At 34.3% G+C, this 25,528-nt stretch carries 27 protein-coding genes and 1 other RNA gene; 10 read left to right on the forward strand and 18 right to left on the reverse strand.

Annotation, left to right across the window (positions count from 1 at the left end):
* Genes hisD through CSUIS_RS05145 form a run of 9 tightly spaced genes read right to left on the reverse strand, consistent with a single transcriptional unit; the run spans window position 1 to window position 8,067 of the window.
* The gene (gene hisD / locus CSUIS_RS05105; protein ID WP_086297587.1) at window positions 1–1,281 is read right to left on the reverse strand and encodes a histidinol dehydrogenase; all 1,281 of its coding nucleotides are present in this window, start codon (window positions 1,279–1,281) and stop codon (window positions 1–3) included.
* Between the two features lie 48 nt (window positions 1,282–1,329).
* A complete protein-coding gene (locus CSUIS_RS05110) occupies window positions 1,330–2,058 on the reverse strand; it encodes a YaaA family protein (RefSeq protein ID WP_086236536.1) in 729 nt (242 codons plus the stop codon).
* Window positions 2,033–2,542 carry an HIT family protein gene (locus CSUIS_RS05115; RefSeq protein ID WP_086236535.1) on the reverse strand — a complete coding sequence of 170 codons (510 nt, stop codon included), beginning with the start codon at window positions 2,540–2,542 and terminating at the stop codon, window positions 2,033–2,035. The genes CSUIS_RS05110 and CSUIS_RS05115 overlap by 26 nt, the downstream gene beginning before the upstream one ends.
* Complete coding sequence (trpC, locus tag CSUIS_RS05120; RefSeq protein WP_086297589.1) at window positions 2,539–3,312, reverse strand: indole-3-glycerol phosphate synthase TrpC; 774 nt, start codon at window positions 3,310–3,312, stop codon at window positions 2,539–2,541. Before trpC ends, CSUIS_RS05115 begins: the two co-directional genes overlap by 4 nt.
* Window positions 3,309–4,550, reverse strand: coding sequence for a tetratricopeptide repeat protein (locus CSUIS_RS05125; RefSeq protein ID WP_086297591.1), 1,242 nt, complete (start codon window positions 4,548–4,550; stop codon window positions 3,309–3,311). The genes trpC and CSUIS_RS05125 overlap by 4 nt, the downstream gene beginning before the upstream one ends.
* Complete coding sequence (locus CSUIS_RS05130) at window positions 4,526–4,894, reverse strand: YkgJ family cysteine cluster protein (protein WP_086242222.1); 369 nt, start codon at window positions 4,892–4,894, stop codon at window positions 4,526–4,528. The genes CSUIS_RS05125 and CSUIS_RS05130 overlap by 25 nt, the downstream gene beginning before the upstream one ends.
* A complete protein-coding gene (locus tag CSUIS_RS05135) occupies window positions 4,894–5,589 on the reverse strand; it encodes a tRNA1(Val) (adenine(37)-N6)-methyltransferase (RefSeq protein ID WP_086236532.1) in 696 nt (231 codons plus the stop codon). Before CSUIS_RS05135 ends, CSUIS_RS05130 begins: the two co-directional genes overlap by 1 nt.
* Window positions 5,576–7,108 carry a coiled-coil domain-containing protein gene (locus CSUIS_RS05140; protein ID WP_086297593.1) on the reverse strand — a complete coding sequence of 511 codons (1,533 nt, stop codon included), beginning with the start codon at window positions 7,106–7,108 and terminating at the stop codon, window positions 5,576–5,578. Before CSUIS_RS05140 ends, CSUIS_RS05135 begins: the two co-directional genes overlap by 14 nt.
* A gap of 2 nt (window positions 7,109–7,110) precedes the next feature.
* Complete coding sequence (locus CSUIS_RS05145) at window positions 7,111–8,067, reverse strand: NAD(P)-binding domain-containing protein (protein ID WP_086242046.1); 957 nt, start codon at window positions 8,065–8,067, stop codon at window positions 7,111–7,113.
* A gap of 195 nt (window positions 8,068–8,262) precedes the next feature.
* Here CSUIS_RS05145 and CSUIS_RS05150 point away from each other — a divergent pair, with 195 nt between their 5' ends.
* Window positions 8,263–8,733, forward strand: coding sequence for a hypothetical protein (locus CSUIS_RS05150; protein ID WP_086236529.1), 471 nt, complete (start codon window positions 8,263–8,265; stop codon window positions 8,731–8,733).
* Window positions 8,734–8,740: 7 nt separating this feature from the next.
* Here CSUIS_RS05150 and CSUIS_RS05155 read toward each other — a convergent pair whose 3' ends face one another.
* From CSUIS_RS05155 to CSUIS_RS05175, 5 genes are read right to left on the reverse strand one after another with little or no spacing between them, the layout of a single operon-like run.
* A complete protein-coding gene (locus CSUIS_RS05155; protein ID WP_192940169.1) occupies window positions 8,741–10,396 on the reverse strand; it encodes a lytic transglycosylase domain-containing protein in 1,656 nt (551 codons plus the stop codon).
* On the reverse strand, window positions 10,380–10,679 hold the full coding sequence (locus CSUIS_RS05160) for a YggT family protein (RefSeq protein ID WP_086236528.1): 300 nt from the start codon (window positions 10,677–10,679) through the stop codon (window positions 10,380–10,382). Before CSUIS_RS05160 ends, CSUIS_RS05155 begins: the two co-directional genes overlap by 17 nt.
* The gene (gene gltX, locus CSUIS_RS05165; protein ID WP_086297595.1) at window positions 10,676–11,965 is read right to left on the reverse strand and encodes a glutamate--tRNA ligase; all 1,290 of its coding nucleotides are present in this window, start codon (window positions 11,963–11,965) and stop codon (window positions 10,676–10,678) included. Before gltX ends, CSUIS_RS05160 begins: the two co-directional genes overlap by 4 nt.
* Window positions 11,966–11,981: 16 nt before the next feature.
* On the reverse strand, window positions 11,982–12,647 hold the full coding sequence (gene queC / locus CSUIS_RS05170) for a 7-cyano-7-deazaguanine synthase QueC (RefSeq protein WP_086297598.1): 666 nt from the start codon (window positions 12,645–12,647) through the stop codon (window positions 11,982–11,984).
* Window positions 12,640–14,013, reverse strand: a complete 1,374-nt coding sequence (locus tag CSUIS_RS05175) for a phosphomannomutase/phosphoglucomutase (RefSeq protein ID WP_086297600.1) — start codon at window positions 14,011–14,013, stop codon at window positions 12,640–12,642. Before CSUIS_RS05175 ends, queC begins: the two co-directional genes overlap by 8 nt.
* Window positions 14,014–14,141: 128 nt before the next feature.
* Here CSUIS_RS05175 and thiF point away from each other — a divergent pair, with 128 nt between their 5' ends.
* Genes thiF through thiH form a run of 3 tightly spaced genes read left to right on the forward strand, consistent with a single transcriptional unit; the run spans window position 14,142 to window position 16,872 of the window.
* Window positions 14,142–14,945, forward strand: a complete 804-nt coding sequence (thiF, locus tag CSUIS_RS05180) for a sulfur carrier protein ThiS adenylyltransferase ThiF (RefSeq protein ID WP_086242042.1) — start codon at window positions 14,142–14,144, stop codon at window positions 14,943–14,945.
* Window positions 14,938–15,696: a thiazole synthase gene (locus CSUIS_RS05185; protein ID WP_086297602.1), complete on the forward strand. Its 759-nt coding sequence runs from the start codon at window positions 14,938–14,940 to the stop codon at window positions 15,694–15,696. The genes thiF and CSUIS_RS05185 overlap by 8 nt, the downstream gene beginning before the upstream one ends.
* Window positions 15,697–15,699: 3 nt before the next feature.
* On the forward strand, window positions 15,700–16,872 hold the full coding sequence (gene thiH / locus CSUIS_RS05190; protein ID WP_086297605.1) for a 2-iminoacetate synthase ThiH: 1,173 nt from the start codon (window positions 15,700–15,702) through the stop codon (window positions 16,870–16,872).
* Between the two features lie 911 nt (window positions 16,873–17,783).
* On the opposite strand, the gene CSUIS_RS05195 is transcribed toward thiH, so the two are convergent.
* Genes CSUIS_RS05195 through CSUIS_RS05205 form a run of 3 tightly spaced genes read right to left on the reverse strand, consistent with a single transcriptional unit; the run spans window position 17,784 to window position 19,307 of the window.
* Window positions 17,784–18,407 carry a YigZ family protein gene (locus CSUIS_RS05195; RefSeq protein ID WP_086297608.1) on the reverse strand — a complete coding sequence of 208 codons (624 nt, stop codon included), beginning with the start codon at window positions 18,405–18,407 and terminating at the stop codon, window positions 17,784–17,786.
* A complete protein-coding gene (gene rsmD, locus CSUIS_RS05200) occupies window positions 18,395–18,973 on the reverse strand; it encodes a 16S rRNA (guanine(966)-N(2))-methyltransferase RsmD (protein ID WP_236860765.1) in 579 nt (192 codons plus the stop codon). Before rsmD ends, CSUIS_RS05195 begins: the two co-directional genes overlap by 13 nt.
* Window positions 18,963–19,307 carry an ornithine carbamoyltransferase gene (locus tag CSUIS_RS05205; RefSeq protein ID WP_086292810.1) on the reverse strand — a complete coding sequence of 115 codons (345 nt, stop codon included), beginning with the start codon at window positions 19,305–19,307 and terminating at the stop codon, window positions 18,963–18,965. Before CSUIS_RS05205 ends, rsmD begins: the two co-directional genes overlap by 11 nt.
* Before the next feature lie 168 nt (window positions 19,308–19,475).
* Between CSUIS_RS05205 and CSUIS_RS05210 the strand changes: the two genes are divergently transcribed.
* The 4 genes from CSUIS_RS05210 to CSUIS_RS05225 are packed head-to-tail and all read left to right on the forward strand — an operon-like array spanning window position 19,476 to window position 22,329.
* Window positions 19,476–19,853: a flagellar protein FlaG gene (locus CSUIS_RS05210; RefSeq protein ID WP_086297613.1), complete on the forward strand. Its 378-nt coding sequence runs from the start codon at window positions 19,476–19,478 to the stop codon at window positions 19,851–19,853.
* Window positions 19,854–19,855: 2 nt separating this feature from the next.
* Window positions 19,856–21,730 carry a flagellar filament capping protein FliD gene (gene fliD / locus CSUIS_RS05215; protein ID WP_086297616.1) on the forward strand — a complete coding sequence of 625 codons (1,875 nt, stop codon included), beginning with the start codon at window positions 19,856–19,858 and terminating at the stop codon, window positions 21,728–21,730.
* Between the two features lie 10 nt (window positions 21,731–21,740).
* Complete coding sequence (gene fliS, locus CSUIS_RS05220; RefSeq protein WP_086236931.1) at window positions 21,741–22,127, forward strand: flagellar export chaperone FliS; 387 nt, start codon at window positions 21,741–21,743, stop codon at window positions 22,125–22,127.
* Complete coding sequence (locus CSUIS_RS05225; protein WP_192940170.1) at window positions 22,114–22,329, forward strand: hypothetical protein; 216 nt, start codon at window positions 22,114–22,116, stop codon at window positions 22,327–22,329. Before fliS ends, CSUIS_RS05225 begins: the two co-directional genes overlap by 14 nt.
* Before the next feature lie 12 nt (window positions 22,330–22,341).
* On the opposite strand, the gene rnpB is transcribed toward CSUIS_RS05225, so the two are convergent.
* Window positions 22,342–22,663: RNase P RNA component class A (rnpB, locus tag CSUIS_RS05230), an RNA gene on the reverse strand.
* 135 nt (window positions 22,664–22,798) lie between these two features.
* Here rnpB and CSUIS_RS05235 point away from each other — a divergent pair.
* Both CSUIS_RS05235 and CSUIS_RS05240 read left to right on the forward strand, forming a co-directional pair.
* Window positions 22,799–23,734, forward strand: coding sequence for a cytochrome-c peroxidase (locus CSUIS_RS05235; RefSeq protein ID WP_086297619.1), 936 nt, complete (start codon window positions 22,799–22,801; stop codon window positions 23,732–23,734).
* Entirely contained in the window at window positions 23,721–25,520 is a 1,800-nt protein-coding gene (locus CSUIS_RS05240; RefSeq protein WP_086297622.1) for a methyl-accepting chemotaxis protein, read from the forward strand. The genes CSUIS_RS05235 and CSUIS_RS05240 overlap by 14 nt, the downstream gene beginning before the upstream one ends.
* Window positions 25,521–25,528: the final 8 nt, after the last annotated feature.

Raw genomic sequence — 25,528 nt, forward strand, 5'->3', positions numbered from 1 at the left:
TCAAATTCTAAACTCAACTGAAAGCTTATGAGCCTCTAGCCCCTCAGCATCAGCTAGAGCCATACAAGCCTTGCTAAGCTCACTAATAGCACATTTATTCATAGAGATTATAGAGCTTTTTTTGATAAAATTACTCACGCTTAAAGGGGAGAAAAATCTAGCACTACCCCCAGTTGGTAGCGTGTGGTTTGGACCAGCTAAATAATCCCCTATAGCCTCAGGAGTATAATGACCTAAAAATATCGCCCCAGCGTGTCTAATGTGTGGTAAATAATCATACGCATTATCACAAGCTATCTCTAAATGCTCCACAGCTAGCTCATTCATCAGCTCCACACACTCATTCATATCGCGAGCTACGATTATGGCGGCTTTATTTTCTATACTTGCTTTTGCTATTTCATATCTTTTTAAATTTGGCAATAATCTTTGAATTTCACTATTAACCTTAGTAGCAAACTCATCGCTAAAAGTGATTAAAAAGCTACTTGCTATCTCATCATGCTCAGCTTGACTTAGCAAATCAATGGCTATGTGGGCAGGATTAGCACTATCATCGGCTATTACGCCTATTTCGCTTGGCCCTGCTATCATATCTATATTTACATCACCATAAACCATCTTTTTAGCCGTTGCTACATAGATATTTCCTGGCCCAGTAATTACATCTACTTTTTTAATACTATTAGTCCCATACGCCATAGTAGCAATCGCACTAGCACCGCCTACTTTATAAGCCTCTTTAATACCCAAAAGATGCATAGCCCCAAGTAGTAGTGAATTTACCACCCCGCCAACAGCTGGAGTACAAACTACTATATCTTTAACTCCAGCTACTATTGCTGGGACTGCGTTCATTATTAAAGAGCTAGGATAGGCTGCTTTGCCACCTGGGATATATAGCCCTGCTCTATCTACTGGGGTGACCTTTTGACCAAGTAGTGCGCCACTAGGCTCAAAATCTATCCAAGATTTTTCTACTTGCTTTTGGTGATAGCTCTTAACTCTTTTATACGCTATTTCTAAAGCACTTTTTAACTCACTATCTAAAGCCTCATAAGCACTTTTCATCTCATCAGTAGTTATAGCTAGATTATTATTTACTTCCCACCTATCAAATTTAGCGATTTGCTCTTTTAAAGCCTCATCTCCATGCTTTTTAATATCATCAATAATACCATTTACAATAGGCATTACGCCTTGTATATCCATATTTGAGCGATTTACTAATGCGTCAAATTCATCTTTAAAATTTGCTTGATTACTATATAAAATTTTCATAAATATCTCCTTAAACTAAAATTATACCCTATTTTGAATAATTTTGATCTAATCGCTATTAATTTCAAAGATTAATTCACTTTTTAATTTAGTTTTTATAATGCTAACTAAGCTTAGATTTGGGAATTTAATCTGCATCAAATCATTAAAGCTACCAGCCCCATTTAGTGCCAAATGACGCAAAACAAGCCCCCTATAATACTTAGCAAAATGGCTAACAACTCTACCACTTTTTAGAAATTTCATAGTCATATATGGAGATTTAATAGTGTAAAATTTATCATAATATCCAGCCCTAAGATCCACTATATCATCACCATCTAAAAACTCATCTAAAGCCCTATCAAGGCGACCTTTATAATATTTTATGCTATCTATATTAGCAACCATCTGACCTTGCTTTAGCTTATAAAACCTAGCATAATCCCCAGCTCTTAAAACACCATATAAATTAGAAAATATCAATAAATTCTCATCTATATATTTAGCTGATTTTTCATCTAAATTTAGATAATCCAAAGCATCATATGCCACGCCATCATACATTTGTATAGCTTTGTGATAGAGTTTTTTACTAGATAGATCTACTATATTAGCAATATCTTTGCTGCTTTTTACCCCAAATATCTTGCTTAAAGTAGTCTCATCACCACTATTTAATATATCATAATAACTCTTTAAAATCTCATCTCTATCGCAATTTATCGATAATGAAGCAAGATCAAGTGGATTTGGGGTTGGCTTTTTACTCTCACTTGGAGAAAATAGAATTTTCACTACTTAGCCTTTTAAATTCATCTCTTAAACTCTCAAATTGCTCCATAAATGGAACGCCATGAACTCTAGTATATCCTATGGTTGTTATGAAATTTGTATCCCTCTCCCACCTTGGCACAAGATGATAATGTATATGCTCAGCTATACCAGCACCAGCGGCTGCTCCTAAATTCATACCGATATTAACGCCACTAGCATTTAAAACTCTTTTTAAAACCGCTACGCCGATTTGGACTATTTGGCTCATCTCTAGCCAAATTTGAGTATCTAAGCTCTCGATATTATCTATATGCTTATAAGGAATTACCATAAACTCACCCAAAGTATATGGGTATCTATTCATCACGCCAAAACAGTTTTTAGCCCTAAATAGCACGAAATTCTCACTATCTCTATTCTCACTAGCAATCTTGCAAAATACGCACTGGCTATCTTTTGGACGAGCAAAATACTGCGCCCTCCAAGGAGCAAACTCATCTCTCATCTAGCGCCCCTTATATCCATTACAGCTTGATAAATATCATCTTGACGCATAAAATGCTCACCAATTAAAAAGCCTTTAATGCCATTTTGATTTAAATTTAAAATTTGCTCATATGAGTATAATCCACTCTCAGCCACCACAATTCTATCATCTTTAATCTGCTCTTTTAGCCTTAAGCTAAGTTCCATATCCATCTTAAATGTCTCTAAATTTCTATGATTTATCCCTATTAGCTTAGCATTAGTTTGTAGAGCTTTTTCTAAATCTTCTTCGTCATGAATCTCCATCAATACTGTTAAATTTAGCTCATTAGCATAATCTGATAGCTCTTTTAAACTCTTTATATCCAAAGCCTTAGCGATTAATAAAATCATATCAGCACCATAAATTCTAGCTTGAGCGATCTGATATTTATCTATGATAAAATCTTTTCTAAGCAAAGGTAAATTCACAAATCTACGCACCAATCCCAAATACTCAATATTTCCTAAAAAATAGTATGGCTCAGTTAAAACGCTTATCGCCCACGCTCCGGCTCTTTCATACTCTAAGGCTATTTTTAACGGATCAAAATCATCTCTTATAACCCCTTTGCTAGGGCTTGCCTTTTTGACTTCAGCTATGATATTTATCCCATCTTTAAGCATTTTAAATGGATCTAGCGGAGTGCGTGAGTAACTTATGGCTCTTTGTAAAATATCAAAAGGGAGCTTTTGTTTTTGGTTTTGAAGCTCAAATTTGGTTTTATCTATAATTTGCTTTAATATCATCTTTTGCCTTTTATACACTTTTTAATCTTATCATAATGAATTTTAAACTCCCCTTGCTCTAAATCTTTAGCGCCGATTTTCTCTATCCACTCCATAGCCATATCGCAATTCCCAAGCTTATAATACCCCCACGCCACAGAGTCTATAATATAAGCAGATTTAAAATCAAGAAAATGAGCCTTTAAAACTAGCTCTAATCCCTTTTTCACATCAATATTATGATCTATTAGCAAGTAGCCATAATAGTTATAATACACGGGATTTTCAAGCTTATAAACAGACTCTTCAAAGAGATTAATTATAAGCTTTAGCTCTTTTGTTTTGCTTAATTCATACTTATATATTGCCATTTTGGCTTTATATTCAACACTATTTGTAAGCTCAAATAGCCTTTTAGCAACCTCATAAGCCTCATTATACTCACCAAGTTGAGCGTAAATTTGAGATAGCAAATCATCGTTAAATTCATACTTTTTAAGCAATCTCTTAGCCCCTTGATAATCCCCTTGATAAAGATGCACTTCAAGGGCATTTACTAAATATTGAGTAGATTCATTTTCTAAATACAACTTCTCATATATTCGCACCATATTATCAAAATCAGATGAATTTGAGTATAAATCTAATAAAATATAACAAGCCCTACTAGAACAGCCATTTTGCCTAACCCAATCATCAGCTATCCTTATAGCACTCTTGCTATCGCCTAAAAAATCATTAAAAATAGTGATAACTCGTATCATATTATCTTCGCTTTTATCGATTTCATAAGCCTTTTTGTATAACTCAATTGATTTATTTATATCATCTTCAAAAGCATATATATTGGCTAATAATATATAATTTTGGCTACTTTTATCCATTTTTATGAGCTTTAAAGCTAATTTTTTAGCCTCATCTAGCTCATAAATTAATATAGCATAGCTAATCTTTAGCCTTAAAGTTTGAGCGTCATTTCCATTTAATTCACCCATTATCTGATATAATAAATTTGATCTAGCACTCAAAGCCAATCTAGCTGCTTCTTTTAAAAATAGCTCATTACCGCTATTTTTATAAAGAGTATAAAATATCTCACTAGCTTTGCTTGTATCGCCATTTTCTATCATAAAATAAGCATTCATTATATCCAAATCACCATTTGGCTTAGCTTGATAAATAGGGCCAAAATTTGGCTCTATACCGCCACAACCATACAATACAAATGCTAAAGCTACAATCGCTTTACGCCAATACATTCCATCTCCAGCTCTTTAAAATTACTCTTAAAATGCTCCCAAAATGGGAAGCTCCTACACTGCTTTGGCCGATACTCATATATGGAGCAATTTTTGTTTTTTTCATCAAAAAACATACAAGCAAAGCCATTTTGGTATGGCTTTTCTTTAATGCTATATCTATTGCCAAATTTCTCTAAAAATATCTCTTTAACTAGCTCTGATTTATACCCTAAATATCTGCTAAGCTCATCTATCTCGCCCTCATCAATCCATATATATCCGCTCTCTCCAGTGCAGCACCTGCCACCACACTCATCGCACTTGCTAGGATTAAACTCATAATCAAACCCATCTTGCTTTATCACTCATAAACCTTGCTTATAGTATTTGCTTTTTTAAAAATCTCTTTTGCCCCTATGCTAAACTCATCTTTATCAAAAACAACCAAAGGTGGCACCACCTCGCACATAGAGCGGCTACTTTTTTTACTCTCAATTAGCACTAATTTGGCACTTTGATTATGCTTAGAATGGATAAATTTAAGCTTAGTAGCATTCATCTTAAATTTATCAAATAGAGCAAAAATCTCTCTAATCTGCTTAGCATCATAACAAAAATATAAAACCCCTTTTGGCTTTAAATTGCGATTACAACTAGCCAAAAATTGCTCCAAGTTAAGAGAATTTGAGTATCTAGATCTTGCTATATGGCTATTTTGACTCTTAATCACATTTGCGTGATAAAATGGGGGATTAGATATGATAAAATCAAATTTAACCTCACTTCTAAACTCGGCAAAATCGCCAACTATAAAATTTGCTTTAATACCATTTATCCTAGAGTTATGCCTACTAATCTCAATATTTAAAGGCTCAATATCAATCCCACTTAAGCTTATTTTATTATCACGAGCAACCAAAAACCCTAAGATACCACATCCACAACCAACATCTAAGATCTCGCCCTTTAGTTTATTACCTATAAAATCATATAAAAATAGAGTATCGCTATTATATCTATACCCATCTTTAAGCTGATAAAGCTCAAGCTGATCCATTGCTATCTCTATTTATCTCTTGGGTTTTGATATTTTTTATCATCTCTTCATAATATTTTTTTTGGTTTTCTAACTCTTTTATGTATGTTTGTTTAGTTGATTCTAAGCCCTCTTTGGCACTTTGGATTATGGCAAATATTTTGGAATTTAACTGGCTATTTTGAACTTCTAATTCTGTGATTTTGGAATTTAATAGCTCATAATTTGCCAACTTTTTGCTATTATTCATATCGCTTTTTAGAGTTAAAATTTGATCTTTTAACTCCTTTATCTCTTTATCTTTAATAGCCCCATCTCTTTGTAGATTGCTGATTTTTTGCATACTTTTATTTGCGTCAATAGCACTAAATTCAACCATTTTTCTTAAATCCAAAATAGAGTCTTTATACTCTTTTTCTCTATTTTTTAACTCTTTTTTATAATTTATCTCTTGATTTATTAATTTAGCATTAAGCCCAGCTATAGTCATATTTTGCTCTTTTAGGCTGTTTTCATACCTATCTTTAAGCTGTTTATCCCTATTTTCTTGACTCTTTTTATAGTTGTTTAATATCTGATTTTCGATATTTTTTATCTCTTTATCTCTTTGATTATTTAAATTTTGAATAGTTAAATTTAGCTTTTTTATCTGATCATTTTTGCTATTTATTTCGGCAAAATACTCATTTCTTTGTCTATCAATCTCTGATTTTAGCTCATCTACATTCTTAGCACTCTTGTTTTGCAACTCTATTAATGCTAAGGTTTGAGAGTGCATTAATTTGCTTAGCTCATCATTTTTACTATTTATTTGAGATTTTAAGCTCTCTATCTCCTTATCTTTAGCATTTAAATTACTACTAAATTCAGCATTAAATTTAGAATTTTGAGCCTTTAAAGCATTTAATTCATCGCTTAATTTTTTATTGATATTTTGTAGATTTATACTCTCTTGAGTAGCTTTATTAGCACTATTTTTAACCCTCTCATCAGCTATAGTTTTGGTTTTTTCTAACTCCGATTTTAGCTTATCGATATTGTTTTCTAAATCTACTATCTTTTGCTCATATCTCTTAATGCTCTCAACACTATCAACTTCAAGCTCATTAATTCTCTTTGTTAGCTCAGTTATATTATCATAGTGCTGAGCTTGAGATGACTTAATCGCCTCATTATAGGCATTTTTAGAGCTCTCATTGGCATTTGATATAGCTATTTTTTGGCTCTCTATCTCTTTGGCTAATTCCAAATTTTGCCTAACTAACTGAGCATTATCACTAAGCAATACTCTATTATCCGTTATGGCGACTTCTAAATTCTTTTTAAGGGTATCTATATCATTTGGTATCTCTAGCATATCACTTTGAATATTAAAATCACGAAGCTCCAACCACGAAAAATAATCAGAAAGTGCCTCATATTTAGATTTTAAAATATATTTATCTTGCTCGCTAGAGTTTAAATCACTAAAGCTAATTGCCCTTTCATCACCACATCCAACCAGCAACGCACCAACTAGAAAATACCAAATCTTACTCACTACTACGCCTTATTATTTACTATATAATTGATAATTTTATGCGCATTATTTAGTGCTGAGACGATACTAGCACCATTTTTACTAGCTATATCGCCACCTACATACAGTCCTTTGACATTTGTTTGTAAATTCTCATCTACAACTGGTTTGGTATCGTTATCTAACTCTATGCCGCATTTTTGTAAGAAATCAACCGGAGTTGAGCCACCAATTGCATATATAATCCTATCATAAACCACGACACTTCCATCACTATAGCTTACTGACACCTTACCATTATCATTTTCTATTCCAGTAATATCTACGCCTAATTTTAAGGTCAATTTGCCATCTCTAGCACTATCTTCTACTGCGGCTAAATTTATATCGTTTAATCTTGTAAAAGTCGGGCGTCTATAATTTAGAGTTACATCATTACAGCCGCTTAAATCCACAGCATACTCAGCTGCTGAGTTTCCCCCACCTACTACGATAATCTTTTCGCCGCAATTACAGCTATTTAGATTATAATTTACAACTTGGATTAGTGATGGTGGAATTTTATAATCTGGCTTATTTGGCTTACCCATTCTACCTATACCTATCATCACATTTTTAGCCTTAAATACGCCTTTTGCCGTAGTAACTGCCAAATTTTCACCATCTCTTTTAACCCCTTCAACCTCAGCGTTAAATATAGCTTCAATCTCACCTTCATCTAAAAGTTTATCAAAATAGTTTAGCGTGCTCTCCTTAGTCCCATCAAAGAACTCTACACTACCCTTTGTCTCACTATCAAGACCTTTATAGACCTTATCTACCCGTTTGCCATCTTTGTAGAATTTGCGAATTGTTTGAGAGTGGTTATCCCCTTTTTCTAGTAATAAAACATTAGCAAATCCTGCTCTTTTAGCCTCAACTACTGAAGCTATACCAAATGGCCCACCACCGATGACTACTACATCATATAAATTTTCCATATTTTTCTCCATATTATTATATTTTTAAGACATAAATATTTTAGATAAAAAATATATCTAAATTCAACTTAAATTATTATTGATTTTTAAAAGTAAATTTTTAGATAAATTCAAAATATATTTTAGTAAAATATATATAATACAATTTAAAGATCAAAAATATAAATGGTATAATTTAATAAAAAAGGCAAAAATATGATTAAAAATTTATCTCTAATTTTTATAGCTTTAGTTTTTGCTGGGTGCTGGGGCAAGAGCTCTTTACACTCACAAGCAAATCTTAAAAATGAGCTTTTAGCCTACACGCAAAAGTATGATAAAGATGGAATTTTGCTAGTAGCTACATACCTAAATCCTATATATCAAGGCGAGTTTGTAAGCGATTTTGAAGGAAGCGAGGTATTTATCCTCTCCATCTATCCAACCAATATATCGCCAAATTATATAAATATCAATGCGGTAAATTCAAAATTCCAAAAATTAAACGCAGATGATAACCTAACTAATCTAACATCTATAAATTTGCCTTGGAGCAATCACTATAAAATCACAACCCCATCTCAAAATATAGATATTTTAAATCTAGAAATATCCCTAGATGACAACTCCACAGCTAGGCTCAAATTTCAAAAAATAGCTAGATCGCTTTATTGGAATACCAAATAAGGCAAGTTTAAAAGCTTAGCTTATCCCTAAATCCATCGCTTAGCTCAGGAATCAAAGTAGCGTCAAAAAAGTGCGATATTTTAGTGCTTTTACCTAAGGCTGCTAGGTAGATTATATAGTTTGCTAAGACCTTCTTGCCATATATTCTACTCTCAGCATATGGGACTAAATCCATAGATAAAAACGGCTCATATTTGCTATACTCACCCTTGCGATTAAATAGATCTCCACGAAGCAACATACGCTTAGTAAAGCCAATGCCACCATTATAAGCATATGCTATAAATAGCGGATTGTATAGATATTTCTCTAGGTAATCTAAGTGGAAATTAGCAAATTTATAGGCAATTTGCGGCTTAAACATATCATCTATATCAAATCCGCTCATACCAAGCTTAGCTGCAATGTCTATAGCCAAAAATGGCATAAACTGCATCATACCAAGTGCATATGAGGTAGATATAGCACTAGGGACAAATCTACTCTCTTGCCTAGCAAGAGCCAAAATCAACGCTTGACGCTTTACATCATCAGTGCCGATATACTCCATAAATGGCATTGGATAGAAGTGAATTTTATGATTATGTGCTCGCTCCATTATATAGCTATACTCTCCAAGGGTGCTTTGAGTATAAAATCTTGAAGCATATGAGATCAGCTCTGAGCTAGGCATATTTGCCACTTTTTCTCTAGTCCTTTGCCATGTAAATGGATCTGTGTAATCATATTTTAATAGCTCTTTAGTGGGTGGTTTTGGCACTGCGATTTTGATCTTTTCATCGCTACTAAATTCCCTAGCAAAAAGGCTATAAATATTTATATCAGCACTATTTGCTATGCTTTTTAATAGCTCCTTATCTTTTGTGATTAAATATATCCAAAAATTAGCATTATCTTTATTACTAGCAAATTTTGATCTCTTAGCTGCCACTTCAAAAAATTTAACCGCCTTCTCATCTTCATAAAGTAATATAGCATTTAATCCAAACAAAAACGCCATATCCCCACTAAGAGAATTTGGATTAGCCTCTAGTAATACTCTTCTAAATTTTTCATTTTTCTTGCCAATTATAGATTCTTGAACTATTGATTTAAACTGCCAATGATTTATGCTATTTGCGATTAATTTTTGGCTCAATTTATATCTATTTAGAAATTCATCTTTATCCTTGGCGTTAAAATAGTATTTAAAATATCCAGTAGTATCACCAATCTTAATATAGTATGCTAGTGGGTCATCCTTGCTAAATCCTTGGACGAAATTTAAAAATTTCGAATTTGCCATCTTTAATCTTTCAAATAAATCAGCTCTTTGCGTAGGATTTAGGGATTTGACAAAATTAATACTAAGGAGCATATTTTGGCACATTTCATCGGCTTTATCGATATTTGATAGATTATATTTAGAGCAGTTATTTATACTTTTTTGTATAGCACCTAATTTATTATCAAATAGCGTCTTAATGCTACCTTGATAGCGGTAAATTTGTGTTCTAAGCTTTTTTAGCTCAGCCTTACTAGCCTTACTCTCTTTAGCAAATCTATATATATAATAGTCTTTTACCAGCCCTTTTGGAGAGGATTTTAACTTCTCATAGCTTGGCACTCCAGCCCAAAGTGGCATAGCCAAAAAGAGTAAAAATAGACTAAATTTGATAAGCAACAACACGAATATATCCTAATACAAATCTACTTATAAACTCCAAACTAAGCAAGATAATAATTGGTGCTATATCGATTCCACCAAAAGCCGTTGGAATTTTAAGCTTTCTAATAAGCCCATAAGCTGGAGCGCTAAGGCGATATAGTAGCTGGACAATTGGATTAAAAGGATCAGGTCTAACCCAGCTTATAAGGGCTGCTGCGATAATGACAAACATATAGGCCTTAATAACTATATCTAAAATATCAACTACAGAGATAATAAAATATGTTAAAACATTCATTTGGCTACAATCTCCTTAATATCTGATTTGATTAATGGGTATAGATCTTTAAGCTCAGGACCGTGCTGAGCGCCTGTTAAAAGTAGCCTAAGAGGCATAAATAGCGATTTGCCTTTTAAATTTGTCTCATCAGAGATAACAATTTTAAACTCATCAAAGCTGTTTGGAATTTGCATATTTAATATCACTTTGCGTATCTCATCTGCCTCTTTTTGCCACTGCGGTGGGATTATCTTTGCTAAATTAATAGCATCAATTTTAGCTATTATTTCAGGGATTAGGCTGCTTTCTTGAGTATAAAATCTAGCCAAATCAGGTGAGCTAAATCCAAGCTCAATTAGCCTATCATCACTAGCAAGTTTGATATGCTCTCTATTTATTTGAGCTAGTTTCTCTTCGCTAAATTTAGCTGGCGAGTGTGAAATATTAGTTATATCAAACCAACTAGCTGCTTGCTCTAAAGTGAAAATTTCACACGGAGTTTTATTGCCTATTAATATAAGATAATTGGCTATCGCCTCAGGCATATAACCCTTCTTTAAAAGGTAATTAACAGAAGAGCTATTATCCCTTTTACTCATCTTTTTGCCTTCGCTATTTAATATTATAGGTAAGTGGGCGTAGCTTATCTCTTGAGTATATCCTAATGCTTCTCTAATCAAATTTTGCTTTGGAGTATTGCTTACATGATCTTCGCCTCTAATAATCATCGTTACACCCTCAAGCATATCATCAATCGCACAAGCAAAGTTATATGTAGGGGTTTTATCTGCTCTTAAAAGCACAAAACTATCGATATTTTCAGGCTCAAATACGATCTCGCCTTTAATCTTATCAACAAATTTTTGTGTAGTTTTAGGCGATTTTAGCCTTATGGCTGCTGGGTGTGGATTGTTTAAAATCTCTTCATCGCTTAAGTTTTCACAACTCCCATCATATCTATATGCCACCCCATTTTCTACTGCTTCTTGTCTTTTTTTATCCAATGTCTCATCATCGCAAAAGCATAAAAAAGCTTTCTTATCTATCAAAAGCTTAGAGGCAAATTCTTGATGAAATTTGAGATTTTTACTTTGATAATAAAGAGTATCCCATTTAATTCCAAATTTCTTTAAAAGCTCCATTATCTCTTTGTCTTTACCATCTATATTTCTTTGTTTATCAGTATCTTCTATACGAAGTATAAAGCCACTTTTATCTTGAAGTGAAGATATATAGTTTAATATCGCAACTCTTAAATTCCCAATATGCATATCTCCAGTTGGCGATGGTGCAAAACGATACATATTTTAATCCTTAAATTTAATTTTTTTTATACTCTATAGAGTCGTTTAAATTACTCTCTTTAAATCCCTTAAGCCTTAGCAGACAGCTATCGCACTCTCCACAAGCCAAATCGCCACTCTCATAGCAACTCCAAGTATTAGATAGATCAACGCCTAATTTATAAGCCTTAACCACAATCTGTGCTTTTGATAAGCCAATTAGCGGCGCTTTGAAAATAAATTCGCAATTAGTGCCTAAATTCACCGCTTTATTCATAGCTTCTAAAAACTCAAGCTTGCAATCAGGATAGCCACTCCCATCAGCTTCAACTAATCCTATATATATAGCCTCGCATTTTTGCACTTGAGCCATGCTAGCTGCGATAGATAAAAATACTCCATTTCTAAAAGGCACATAAGTAACTGGCATATCAGTAGAATTTAGCGAATTTTTTGGTATTTCAACGCTTCTATCAGTTAAAGCATTGCCACCTACATCAGCTATAAAATCCGCATTAATCACAAATCTATCAATAACCCCCAAATCATCGCAAATTTTCTCAAAGCACTCACGCTCTTTTTGCATTGTCCTTTGAGAGTAATCAAAATGCAACCCTACGATCTCATACCCATCGCTCTTAGCAGTAGCAGCCGCCACCGCACTATCCATGCCACCGCTAATGATACACAAGGCCTTACGCATTACAATCTACCATAATTTTATTTACCAAAGCGATCACGCCATCTTGAATTTCTTGCATATTTTTTAGCGAATTTGCCTCAAATCTAGTTACAATAACTGGAGTTGTATTAGACGCCCTTACTAGTCCCCAGCCATTTTGAAATTTGATCCTAACTCCATCTATATCTATAATATCAATAATCTTTGGAAGTCCATTACCATCTCTATTTAGCTCAACTTTTAAAGCCTCTATAATCTTAAATTTACTACTATCATCTGTTTTTATCTTCATCTCATCAGTTGAGTATAATTTAGGCAATCTATCTAGCTCAGCATCTAGATCAAATCCATTTGCTATTAGCTCAAGCACCCTTATCATAGCATACACAGCATCATCAAAACCAAAAAATCTCTCTTTAAAAAATATATGTCCGCTAACCTCAGCTGCCATATCGATATTTAGCTCTTTCATCGCTTTTTTGATATTGCTATGACCAGTTTTTCCCATGAAGCTTTTGCCGATTTTATCTATCTCATCATACATATTTTGGCTACATTTGACCTCGCCTAAGACTCTAGGATTTTTCATATTTTTAGCATATAAATATGCCAAATCATCGCCTTTTATAGTGCGTTTTGGAGTTAAAACTGCGATCCTATCAGCGTCCCCATCAAAGCCAAATCCAATATCATAGCCATTTTTTAAAGCCTGTTTTAGCTCTTTTATATTCTCCTCTTCGCTTGGATCTGGATGATGATTTGGAAACTCACCATTAGGCTCTGGATATAATAGATTAAATTTCAAGCCAAGTGCTTTAGCAATCGGCTTTAGAGTTATACCAGCCACGCCATTTCCAGCATCGCAAATAATCTTTGTCTTTAGCCCTTTAAGGTGGGAAAATTCCTTAGCATAAAAATCCACATATGAGCTTAAAATATCAAATTTAGTAGCCTTAAAATTATCTTCAACCACCTCGCCACTAGCTATAAATTTATTCACTTCATTTTTTAAAGACTGTAAATCATCGCCAAAATAGCTATCTTTTTTAATTGTGATCTTAAATCCATTATACTCTTTTGGGTTATGACTACCTGTAATCATCACATTAGCATCAAATTTATCTGTAAAAACGCTAAAATACCCAACTGGCGTAGGCAACATTCCTATATCATAAACTTCTATTTTAGCCGCGTTAAATCCACTTACTAAATGGCCAAACAACGCATTAGCCGAAACTCTAGCATCATATCCAACGCTTACGCTCTTTACCCCACGACTTTTCATCACTCGCCCAAGGCATATACCAATAGCTTTTACGCTTTTTTCATTCAAATCTTTTGGATAGATCCCTCGTATATCATACTCTCTAAATATCGTATCAAACATACATTAAGCCTTAAATCTATATATAAGACCAGAATTTTAGCCAAATTTTTATAATCATTAGTTTAATTTTACAAAATTTTAATACGCATTTAATAGCTATTTTGCCTTTTTAGGCTATAATCACGCTTATGAAAAAGATAAAAGTAAATTCAATCATAAAAGATGTAAATTCAAACACCCTTTCTAAACTACGCACCGAGCTTGGCTTTGATGATAGTGTGATAACCATATATAAAGGCTTTGCTACTAATGATGATTTAGAGCTAAATGATGGCGATAGTGTAGTCTTTATAAACAAAGGTGAGTTCCCATCAAAAGAGTGTTTAAAAGAGATGATGGCAGCTAGAAATAGCCCTGAGGTAAATATAGCATTGCAAAATGCTAAAGTAGGAGTAGCTGGGCTTGGGGGGCTTGGCAGTAGCGTGGCTATAGCTTTAGCTAGGGTTGGGGTAAGCTCTTTAAAATTAGTTGATTTTGATACCATTGATCCATCAAATTTAAATCGCCAACAATATTTCATTGATGATATTGGCAAATACAAAACCACAGCCCTAGCAGATATAATCGCTAAGATTAATCCATTTGTTAGTGTAGAGATAGAGACTATAAGGCTAGATGAAAATAATGTAAATTTGGTATTTCAAAACTACGATATAGTAGCTGAATGCTTCGATAATCCCAAATCCAAAGCTATGCTAATAAATAATCTTAAAAACAAAACAATAGTAGCAGCAAGCGGTATGGCAGGATATGGCAGAAGTGATGAGATAAAGACAATTCAAATGGCAAAAAATCTCTATATTTGCGGAGATCTAAAAAGTGCTGCTAGTATAGGCAATGGGCTAATGGCACCTAGAGTTGGAATTTGCGCTATGCAACAAGCAAATCAAATTTTGGATATTTTAATAAAGAGAGTAGTAGATAATGGATAGGTTAAATTTAGGTGGAAGGCTATTTGATTCTAGATTTATTATGGGTAGCGGGAAGTTTGACCCAGAGCTAATTACTGCTTGTATAGAAGAAGCAGACGCTCAAATCATCACCCTAGCAATTCGTAGAGTAAATAAAGATAGCGATATAAGCATAACTAAATTTATCCCCAAAAATATCACCCTACTACCAAATACAAGCGGTGCAAGGGACGCTAGTGAAGCCCTAAGAATCGCCCGTCTAGGCAGAGAGCTTGGGTGTGAAGATATGATAAAAATAGAAGTAATCAAAGATAGCAAATTTCTATTACCAGATAACTATCAAACACTAAAAGCCATAGAGCTTTTAGCTAGTGATGGATTTATCCCACTTGCTTATATGATGCCAGATCTTGTCGTTGCTCGTGATATGGCAAATGCCGGAGCGGCCGCCATTATGCCACTAGCTGCACCAATTGGGTCAAATAAGGGTCTAAGCAATAAAGATATGATTCAAATTTTAATAGATGAAATAGACCTACCTATAATCGTAGATGCTGGGATTGGTCGCCCTAGTCAAGCGTGTGAGGCTATGGAGATGGGGTGTGCTGCTGTGATGGTAAATACCGCCATTGCCACTGCTACAGATATAAGATCTATGGCAAGAGCATTTAAAAATGCCGTCAAAGCCGGTAGAGATGCCTATTTAGCCGGATTTGGAAGAGTTTTAAATACCGCTCAAGCTAGCTCGCCACTGACTGGATTTTTGGGATAATAGATGAAATTTATACAAAAAACAGACCCAATGGAGTATCTACCATCGCAAGAGCGAATTGATAGCGATATAATGCTAAAAGTTTTAAATGCGCACAAAAATGTAAATTTCGATGAATTTAACGCTTTTGATGTCCAAAAAGCCCTAGATAAAGATAATCTGAATTTAAGAGATCTCCAAGCTCTATTAAGCCCTGTAGCTGCGAATTTCCTTGAAGAGATGGTAGCAAAATCTAAGGCTATAAAAGAGCGATATTTTGGTAAAAATATATACCTTTTTACCCCGCAATACATAGCAAATCACTGCGATAATAACTGCGTTTATTGCGGTTTTAAGGTGGGTAATGATATTAAAAGGGCTCAATTAGATGAGAATGACATCATTAAAGAGCTAAAAAATATCGCTAAAACTGGATTAAAAGAGATACTTATCTTAACTGGCGAATCCCAAACCAAAACACCGCTAAATTATATCGCAAACGCTTGTAAATTAGCCAAAGAGTATTTTGATATAGTTGGGGTTGAAATTTACCCATTAAATAGCGATGAATACGCCATTTTACACGATAACGGCGTGGATTTTGTCACAGTTTTCCAAGAGACTTATAATCCTATAAAATATGGCAAAATTCATCTTTACGGCAATAAAAGGGTCTTTCCATATAGATTTAACGCTCAAGAAAGAGCATTAATAGGCGGTATGCGTGGAGTAGCATTTGCAGCACTTCTTGGGATTGATGATTGGCGTAAAGATGCTATGGCAACTGCCCTTCACGCCTCATTAATCCAATCCAAATACCCACACGCAGAGATCTCTATCTCCGTCCCACGCCTAAGACCGATTATAAATAATAACAAAATCAATCCAAAAGATGTAACCGAGCGCGCCTTGCTCCAAGTAATCGCTGCTTATAGACTATTTTTGCCATATGCTAATATCACGCTTAGTAGTCGTGAGAGTGCGTATTTTAGGGATAATGCTATGGCTCTTGGCATTACTAAAGTATCAGCTGGAGTAAGTGTCGGTATCGGCGAACACGGCGGCAAAGATGATAAAGATAAAGGCGATGGTCAGTTTGAAATCAGCGATAATAGAGATGTAAATCAGATGAAAACAGCCATTAAAAATGCTGGTTTAACGCCGGTTATGAGTGATTATATTTATACTGGAATTTGATATTAAATTTCACGATAAATATTTATAAATCATTATAAGAAATAACTAGTATTCTAATAATAACCCTTCTTGCTTAAATATTTACTTCGCTAGAGCTAAGCCGACCATTTTTAACTTCGCACGGCAACAAGTCGCCGTTTGCGACAAAATTTTCGCAAAAGCAAAATAACCTAAATGGTTGTTTTATTTTTGTGACCTTTGCGACCAAAGTTTTTTTAAATTCTTTTCTTTAAGGGACAGGGGAAACTATAATTTGAAAGCCAAAACAGTTTCCCCTATCCCTTAAAAATCCCAACCCCTTCCCAGTTTGGCATTTTTATTTTATAAAATTTTCGCAATAAAAAACTCGAAGGAGTTTTTGGCGAAAATTTGGAGTGTAATCCTTGACCCACATAAAGCCCCACTTCGTGGGGTTCCCCTATTTGCTTCAAATTTGTTTTATAAAATCTGAGCGAAAGCTCAGCAACATTGAAAGGCTTTTTCAAAATTTTCGCAACAAAAAACTCGCAGGAGTTTTTGGCGAAAATTTGGAGTATAAATTAAGGGGGAAGGGTAAGGTAGCTTCGCTCTTATGTTTCGTAGCGTCGTTAAATGATGGATAGCCATCATTTAACTATCACGCTACTCATCTGCCAAAAAGCGTCCCCCTTCCCACTTAAGAAAAAGAATTTCTTTGCGACCAAAGTTTTTTAAATTCTTTTCTTTAAGGGATAGGAGAAACTATCTCTATGTTCTTTTAACGCACGAATAAATCCGTGCTAAAGAACCAAACACTAAAGTTATCCGTCCGACTAACGCGGACTAAATTTTTGAAAGCCAAAATAGTTTCCCCTATTCCTTAAAAATCAGGGTCCCTTCCCAGTTTGGCATTTTTATTTTATAAAAGCCTTTCAATGTCGCTGAGCTAAAACTTAGATTTTAATAAACAAATTTTTAGCCTCTAATGGCACAGCATAATACTCCACTCCAGCCATCTCATAGCCAAGCACGAATTTATGTAAATTCGCAAACTCATCTAAGCTTAGATTAAACTCATACACGCACCCAGATTGGCTATAGCTTTTATCTGCGTTTAATCCATTCTTATCATCATAGTAATCAAACCTAGAAAGTAGCGAAAATGGCACAAATAAACTAGCTATATTGCGACTTACATATTTTATTAATTGAGCCTTGTTTATAGCTAGGTTTGCACTACTCCCATACGCTCTAACCAAGCCCCCAACCCCAAGCTTTACTCCGCCAAAATATCGCACCACTATCACAGCCGTATCAATCAAATTCGCCCCACGCAAAGCATCTAAGCAAGGCGGCCCAGAGCTTCCCTTTGGCTCTCCATCATCGCTGGAGTTTTCTACAATTTGAAAATATTTATTATAGTAGCGATATGCCCAGACTATGTGTGCTGCCTTTGGATTTTCATCTTTTAATTTTGCTCTTAAGCTATCAAATTCGCTAAAAGGACAGATATAACTAGCAAAATTTGATTTTTTAATATCTTGCTCGTGGCTATAGCACTCTTTTACGAAATACATTTTGTATAATAACTCAAGCTTGTATTACCAAATTTACGGCTTTTATATAGGATTAGTTCGCCTATTTTATCTAAAGCATTATGGCTAGATATATGCTCTATCACCACTATATCCACCTTTAGTTTAGCTAGTAGCTCATAAATTCTATCATATATCCCATCAAAACCATCTCTAATATCAAATGGCGGATCTACATAGAGTATGATTTTTTGCGTTATATTCTCATCAACTATCTTAGGAGTTAGCTTAAATGTATCGCCATAAAGTGCTATTAAATCGCTATCGCCGATTTTATCATAATTGGATTTTAAGCTATTAAATGCTAGTTTATCAAGCTCTATGGCATAGCCTTTCTTAGCATAGTTGCTAACTGCAGTTGCTGCCATCAATCCGCTACCACCAAATAGCTCTATAAACACAGAGTTATAAATATCATTTTGTAAGCTATTAAATACTGACTCTTTTACTATTGATTTGGTGCTTCTAGTTGTGGATAGAGATGGTAAATTCAGTCTCTTGCCCTTATATTTACCGCTTGAAATAGTCGCAAATAGATTATTTTTCATACTCATCTTTTATTATTCTAATCAAATCAGATTTAAATTTATCCACCAAATCACCTACTCTACGCTCCAAACTAGTAAGCTCACTTGACTGAATTTTGCCACTAATTTGCATAGCTGAGTAGAACTCCCCTAGAGTATTTAGTAGCGTTTCTTTATTAAAAGGAACCTTAAGATATGGCGAATTACTATCTATTACAAAGACTGGCTTACTCCCTTTGGTTGCCCTATCGCTTACTATAAAATCACAATCTTTCCTAGTTGTCGCACTAGAGCCTAAAAATAGCCTTAAACTCTCAGCCAAAAGCAGACATTCACAATCTATACAAACTCTCATACTCATACTCCTTTAATTGGGATAAATATTATCAAAATATCTATAAATTTGGTATAAAATTTGCTTCATATATGCGATAAATATATAGGCATACTATAAATTTTTATTCTATTTAAGCCGATTTAATGCTTAATCAAACTGATTTAATTTTATTTAAAAGGATGCCAAATGGAAATTTTCAAAGTAGCCGCACAACAGCAACAAATGGATATGTCTAACGCTGCAAACGCAACTCAAAGATTGAATACGCAATCTACAGCGGTAGAAAACTCAAATTCACAGCAAAACCAAAATTCACAAAATGGCACTAATGAGCGTCTAACAAACGAGCAAATTCAAAATATTCTATCTCAAGCTAATGACAACCTTAGCCTACTTAGCACAAATATTAGATTTGGCTACAATGATAAGATTGATAGTATGTTTATAAATGTTATGGAGAAAGATACTGGCACCATAATCCGCAAAATTCCAACCGAACAAGCGATGAAGCTTACAGAACACTTCAAAGATATAATCGGTATAATATTTGATAAAAAGGAATAAAAATGGCAATCAATACTGAAAAATCACAACTAGGCTTAGGTAGTGGCAATGTCCTAAGCTGGGATACTATAGATAAACTAAAAGAAGCAGATACCAAGGCTCTAATCAAGCCTTTAGAGAAAGAGATCCAAAGCAATCTAACTAAACAAAAAGATCTAACCGCCATTACAACACTACTTAATACCTTTAAAAGTAGTGTCTCAAATTTAACTGGCGATAATACCTATCTAAAGCGAGATACCAAAGCTACAGGAAGTGGTAGCGTAACCGTATCAGCAAGCACTGGTGTAGCTGAGCAAACTATGAATTTAAGCGTCCAGCAACTAGCTAGTCAAGACTCATTTCAGTCTAAGACCTTTGGGTCAAGAACAGATAGTGTCTTTAGTCAAGATGTGAGCTTTGGGATTAGTATTGGTGGTAAGGATTATGTGATTAATGCTGACTCCACTACCACTTTAGAGCAATTAGCTGAAAAGATAAATGAATCCACGGATAAAAAAGTCCAAGCCAAAATCCTAAATGTAGGTGGTAATGAGCCATATAGATTAATTATCCAATCAGCTGAAACCGGAGAGGCAAATAAGATTGAATTTTATAGCATTACAAAACCAGCTGGTAGTGGTAATACTAGCTCAGATACTACGCTAGAGGCTTTGGGATTTTATTTTGATAAGGCAAGTAATACTGGCGGAACAACAACAAAAGATAGCTATGGTAACGAGATTAATAGATTAACCCTAAAAGACCCTAGCCAATTAAGCGATGATCAAAAGAAAAACGCCGGCACCCAAATCCTAAAAGCTCAAGATGCTAAATTCCAATATAATGGCATAGATATAACCAGAAGCTCAAATAAAGTTGAAGATCTGATTTTAGGCGTTAGCTTAACTCTAAATAAGGTTGATAAACCAGATGAGAATACTAATGTATCCATCACTCAAAGCACAGAAGGGATACTAGAAGACCTAAAATCAATGGTAGAATCCTATAACTCCATAATAAATAATATAAACGAAGCTACTAAATATGATAGCGAGAATAAAATAGCAGGGACATTCCAAGGCGTAAGAGAGATAACATCGATAGTAACAGAGCTAAATAAAACCATAAATGGACTAAGCAAAGATGGTAAATCCCTAGCTGATTTTGGCGTAACCCTTACTAAAGATGGGATATTGAAACTAGACTCATCAGTAGCAAGTGATATGATAAATACTAAATTTAGTGAGTTTAAAAACTTCTTTAGCTCAGAGACTAAATTTACCAATGTTACCCTAAAAGGGGATAAAAAGGTAGAATGGAATGATGAGATAAAAGGTAAATTAACCATCAATGGCGTAGAGATAGATATAAATATCCCAAAAGATTACACCGCTGGTAGTAGTAGCACAAGCGGAACTAATGGCACTGGAAATGAAAAAGATAAGAAAAACGCCCTACTAAAAGCCATAGCAAATGCCAAAAATCTAAGCGATGTATCAGTATCATTTGACAAAGATGGCAAACTAGTCATAAAAGGCTCTGGTGGCACAGATATAGAGATAAAAGGCGATAAAACATTTTTAGAAAAACTAGGTCTAAAAGAGCAAAAGCTAGATGGCAAAACTGAGATTGTGGGTGGATTTTTCAAAGAGTTAAATGATACGCTAACTGGTCTAATCGGCAAAAATGGCACACTCACAGCCTACGAAAAAAACCTAACTAGCTCTCAAAAATCCCTAACTGAAACCAAAGAGAGAAGACAAAAAGAGCTAGATACTAAATATACTCAAATGGCTGAAAAATGGGTTCAATATGATAGCATCATAGCAAAATTAGAAAACCAAAGTAAAACCGTAAATAGTATGATTGAGGCTGCTGCCAATGCTAATAAATAAAGGAGCTAAGATGGCATCATCTAATGCTGCATACGCAGCCTATAATCAAAATAATATGGGGATTGACTCCCCGCAAAAGCTAATTACAATGCTATATGAGGGGATTTTACGCTTTATATATAGAGCTAAAAAATCAATGGACGCTGGAGATATAGAGAGTAAGGTGCTATTTTTAAACAAGACTAATGCCATATTTTTTGAGCTTATAAACTCACTTGATATGAGTCAAGGTCAAATCAGCCACTACCTACAAGGTCTATATAGTAGGCAAATTCAGCTAATATCAGAGGCCAATATCGACAATGACCAAAACAAACTAGATGAAGTCGTTCATGTAACTAGAGAGCTTTTAGAAGCGTGGAAAGATGCTACAAAGGGCGAAAATGAATTGGCTTAATGAGTTTAAAGCCGCTTTGGTAAGTGAAAATTTAGATAGGATAGAATATCTAATAAACAACTACCCACCAAAGCTAAGCCCAGAAGAGCTAGAATGCACAGCCGAGCTGTTAAAGAGTGCAACTCAGCTTTTTAGAAATAGACAAAAAGAGCTTGAAGTAGAGCTAAAAAAGGTCAAAAAAGCCAAAAAATATGATTTTTAAATCAAATAAATTTAAAATGGTGCGACTATAAGCCGAGTTCTGTTATGATGGTCATTTATCTAGATTTGATTTTAAACCAAATTCAAGCGAAGGGTTGAATATAAGACTCCAAACCACCCCTTCTTGCTGCGAGTTGGGTTTGCATAGCTACTAATATCTCTACTAGCACTGGTGGGCTCTTACTCCACCGTTTCACCATCACCGCTTAAACGGTAGTTTCCTTTCTGTTGCACTTTCCCTTGGGTTACCCCAGCCACCCGTTAGGTGGAACTCTGTCTTATTGCAGCTCGGACTTTCCTCAAGGCTTTTACCTTGCGACCATCCATCGCACCAAGCGTAATTCTAGCCAAAAATAGCTTAAATTTACAATTTAAATTTATTTTACAATATTTTATAAGTTTTTAATAGAATTTATAGCATAATTATACCTTTAAATTATTTATCTTGTAGAAAATATTAAGGAGAATAAATGAAAAGAGCGATAATCATAGCTTTATCAGCCTTGACAATATGTAATGCTCAAACTGAGATAAATCAAAATCAGATGATTACGCCTATTCCTGATAGTATCCCATATAACAAAGAAAAAGCAATGCTAGGAAAGCAGCTATATATGGATACTACACTATCAGCAGATGGGAAAGTTTCGTGTAATACCTGCCACGATACAAAGACCTTTGGTGTGGATAATCAAGTATTTTCAACTGGTATAAATGGAGTTATGGATACTCCTTTTAACTCGCCAACTACATTCAATGCGGCATTTAATTTCGTTCAATTTTGGAATGGCAGAGCTAAAGATTTAGCTGATCAAGCTAGAGCGCCTTTTACTAATCCGCAAGAGATGGGACTAAATGATGAAGCTGAAGTTATAAAGATAATAGAGCAAAATCCTGATTATAAAGCTAAATTTAATAAAATTTATGGTGAAATAAATATGGATAATATCACCGATGCTATAGCTGAGTTTGAAAAGACATTAATCACCCCAAATGCTCCATTTGATAGATACCAAAAAGGTGATGAAAATGCCATTAGTGAAGCAGCAAAAAGAGGCTGGAATGCCTTTAAAACTAATGGTTGCGTAGCTTGTCATCAAGGTCAAAATATCGGTGGGACAATGTATCAAAAGATCGGAATTTTCAAGCCATATCCAAATCAAGAGAATTTGGGTCGCTATGAAATTACAAAGGTAGAATCTGATAAAATGGTCTTTAAAGTTCCAAGTCTAAGAAATGTAGCCAAAACAGCCCCATACTATCACGATGGTAGCATTCCTACACTTGATGCGTGCGTGCAATTTATGGCTTATTATCAATTAGGCAAATTCCTAGATCAGCAAACAGTAGAAGATATAGTCGCATTTTTAGAGAGTTTAACAGGGGAATATAATGAACAATTCTAGAAAAATCACTTTTTTAAAGCAGTTTATCGCACTTACTGTGCTTGTGTTGGTATTTATTTTTATTCTTTTGGTATTTATTTTTAATAATTATAGATCCGCTCTAAAAAATGAAAAGATAACAATGGCTACGCAACATCTACAAATTTATGATCTACAAATCGATCATGTATTCAAAACTAGATTTAATTTCATAAACTACGACCAAAGCGTAATCAATAGCAATAAATTTAGAGAAACTTTAAAATATTTAGCCACTTTGGATGTAGATGCTAATATGCTAAGCTCAATATCTAAATCATTTGAGGATAAGCAGATACAATTAGAGAGATTTAAATCAGCAAATTCAATCGCTATAAACTCAAAAGCATATCTATTCACTCTAAGCCACGATATAGATAAATTAGTAGTGGCAAACCCAACTCCAGAAAACCTAGCTCTATTAGAGGCAATGGATCAAATCTTAGCCATTGTATCAACTCAAAATATATTGGCTAAAGATGTTTTAGATACGCTTAATGAGCTTGTTAAAAAGGTAGATCAAGCTAGATTAGATGATAGTGAGCTATTAAATTTATTTAAAAAGCACTACTCTATGATGTTAAGCCAAATCAGCGTAATGCAAGATAACTCTACCCTATACCTAAATCAAGAGCTAAACAAAAAATTAACCAAATTTGAAACCATAATCGCAAATCAAATAGAAGAAAACAACAAAAACCAACTATATATCTCAATTATAGTATTTGGTGTAACCTTGCTTATATTTGCGTTATTTATATATTTGACACTTGTCAAAGTAGTTATCCCAACTAAAAATCTAGAATCGCTTAGCTCAAATTTAGCAAGCAACAAAGCAAATCTTAACTCTCGCTTAAAAATAGACCCAAAAAGCGAATTAGCCACTAGTGCTGGATATATAAACAAATTTATCCAAATAGTCCAAAACTCCGTCCTAGAAGCGATCGATAGTGCAAATAGCAGTCATAAAAACTCAATCTCTTTACAACAAAACGCACATAAATTAAAAGAGAACTCACTTCACCAACACGAACAAGTAGCAAGCGTACAAAAATTGACAATCTTACTAAACGACACTATAAATTTAAATAAACAGCTTGCCAATGACGCTACTATAAATATGCAAGATCTAAAAACTCTGATGAATACAGCAGAGCAAACTCTTTTAGAGTTAATAGAATTGATAGAAGTAAGTAGCCAACAAGAGAATGAAATAGTAGCTAATATGGATCAACTAGTCCAAAGTGCAGATACTATATATGGCGTTACTAACCAGATTAAAGATATTGCCGATCAGACAAATCTACTAGCCCTAAATGCCGCTATAGAAGCAGCTAGGGCTGGTGAGCATGGTAGAGGCTTTGCCGTTGTGGCTGATGAAGTCCGTGCCTTAGCTGAAAAAACTAGCAAATCACTAGGTGATATCAATATCATAGTCCAAACCATAGTCCAACAAGTAAATAACAATAAATCTCTAATGGATGATATTCATCTATCAATGAGTAACACTTCAGAAAAAGCTGCTGATCTAAAAGATGAGATAGCAAATTCGATTAGCACACTAGACTCTGGTATTAAATCCACTAAAACCGTAGAGGATAAATCAAACGATGCCAAAGAGAGAATGGCAATGCTAAGCAATAATATAGAAAAAGTCAGCACCGCTGCCACCGAGCTTACTGAGCTTGCGACCCATATCGAGCAAGTATCTGATGAGATCTTAGATAGTGCGGTTAAGCTAAATAATAAATTAATAAGCTTTAAATAAACAGATTA

The organism is Campylobacter porcelli (assembly GCF_002139855.1).
In the GTDB taxonomy this organism is placed as follows: domain Bacteria; phylum Campylobacterota; class Campylobacteria; order Campylobacterales; family Campylobacteraceae; genus Campylobacter; species Campylobacter porcelli.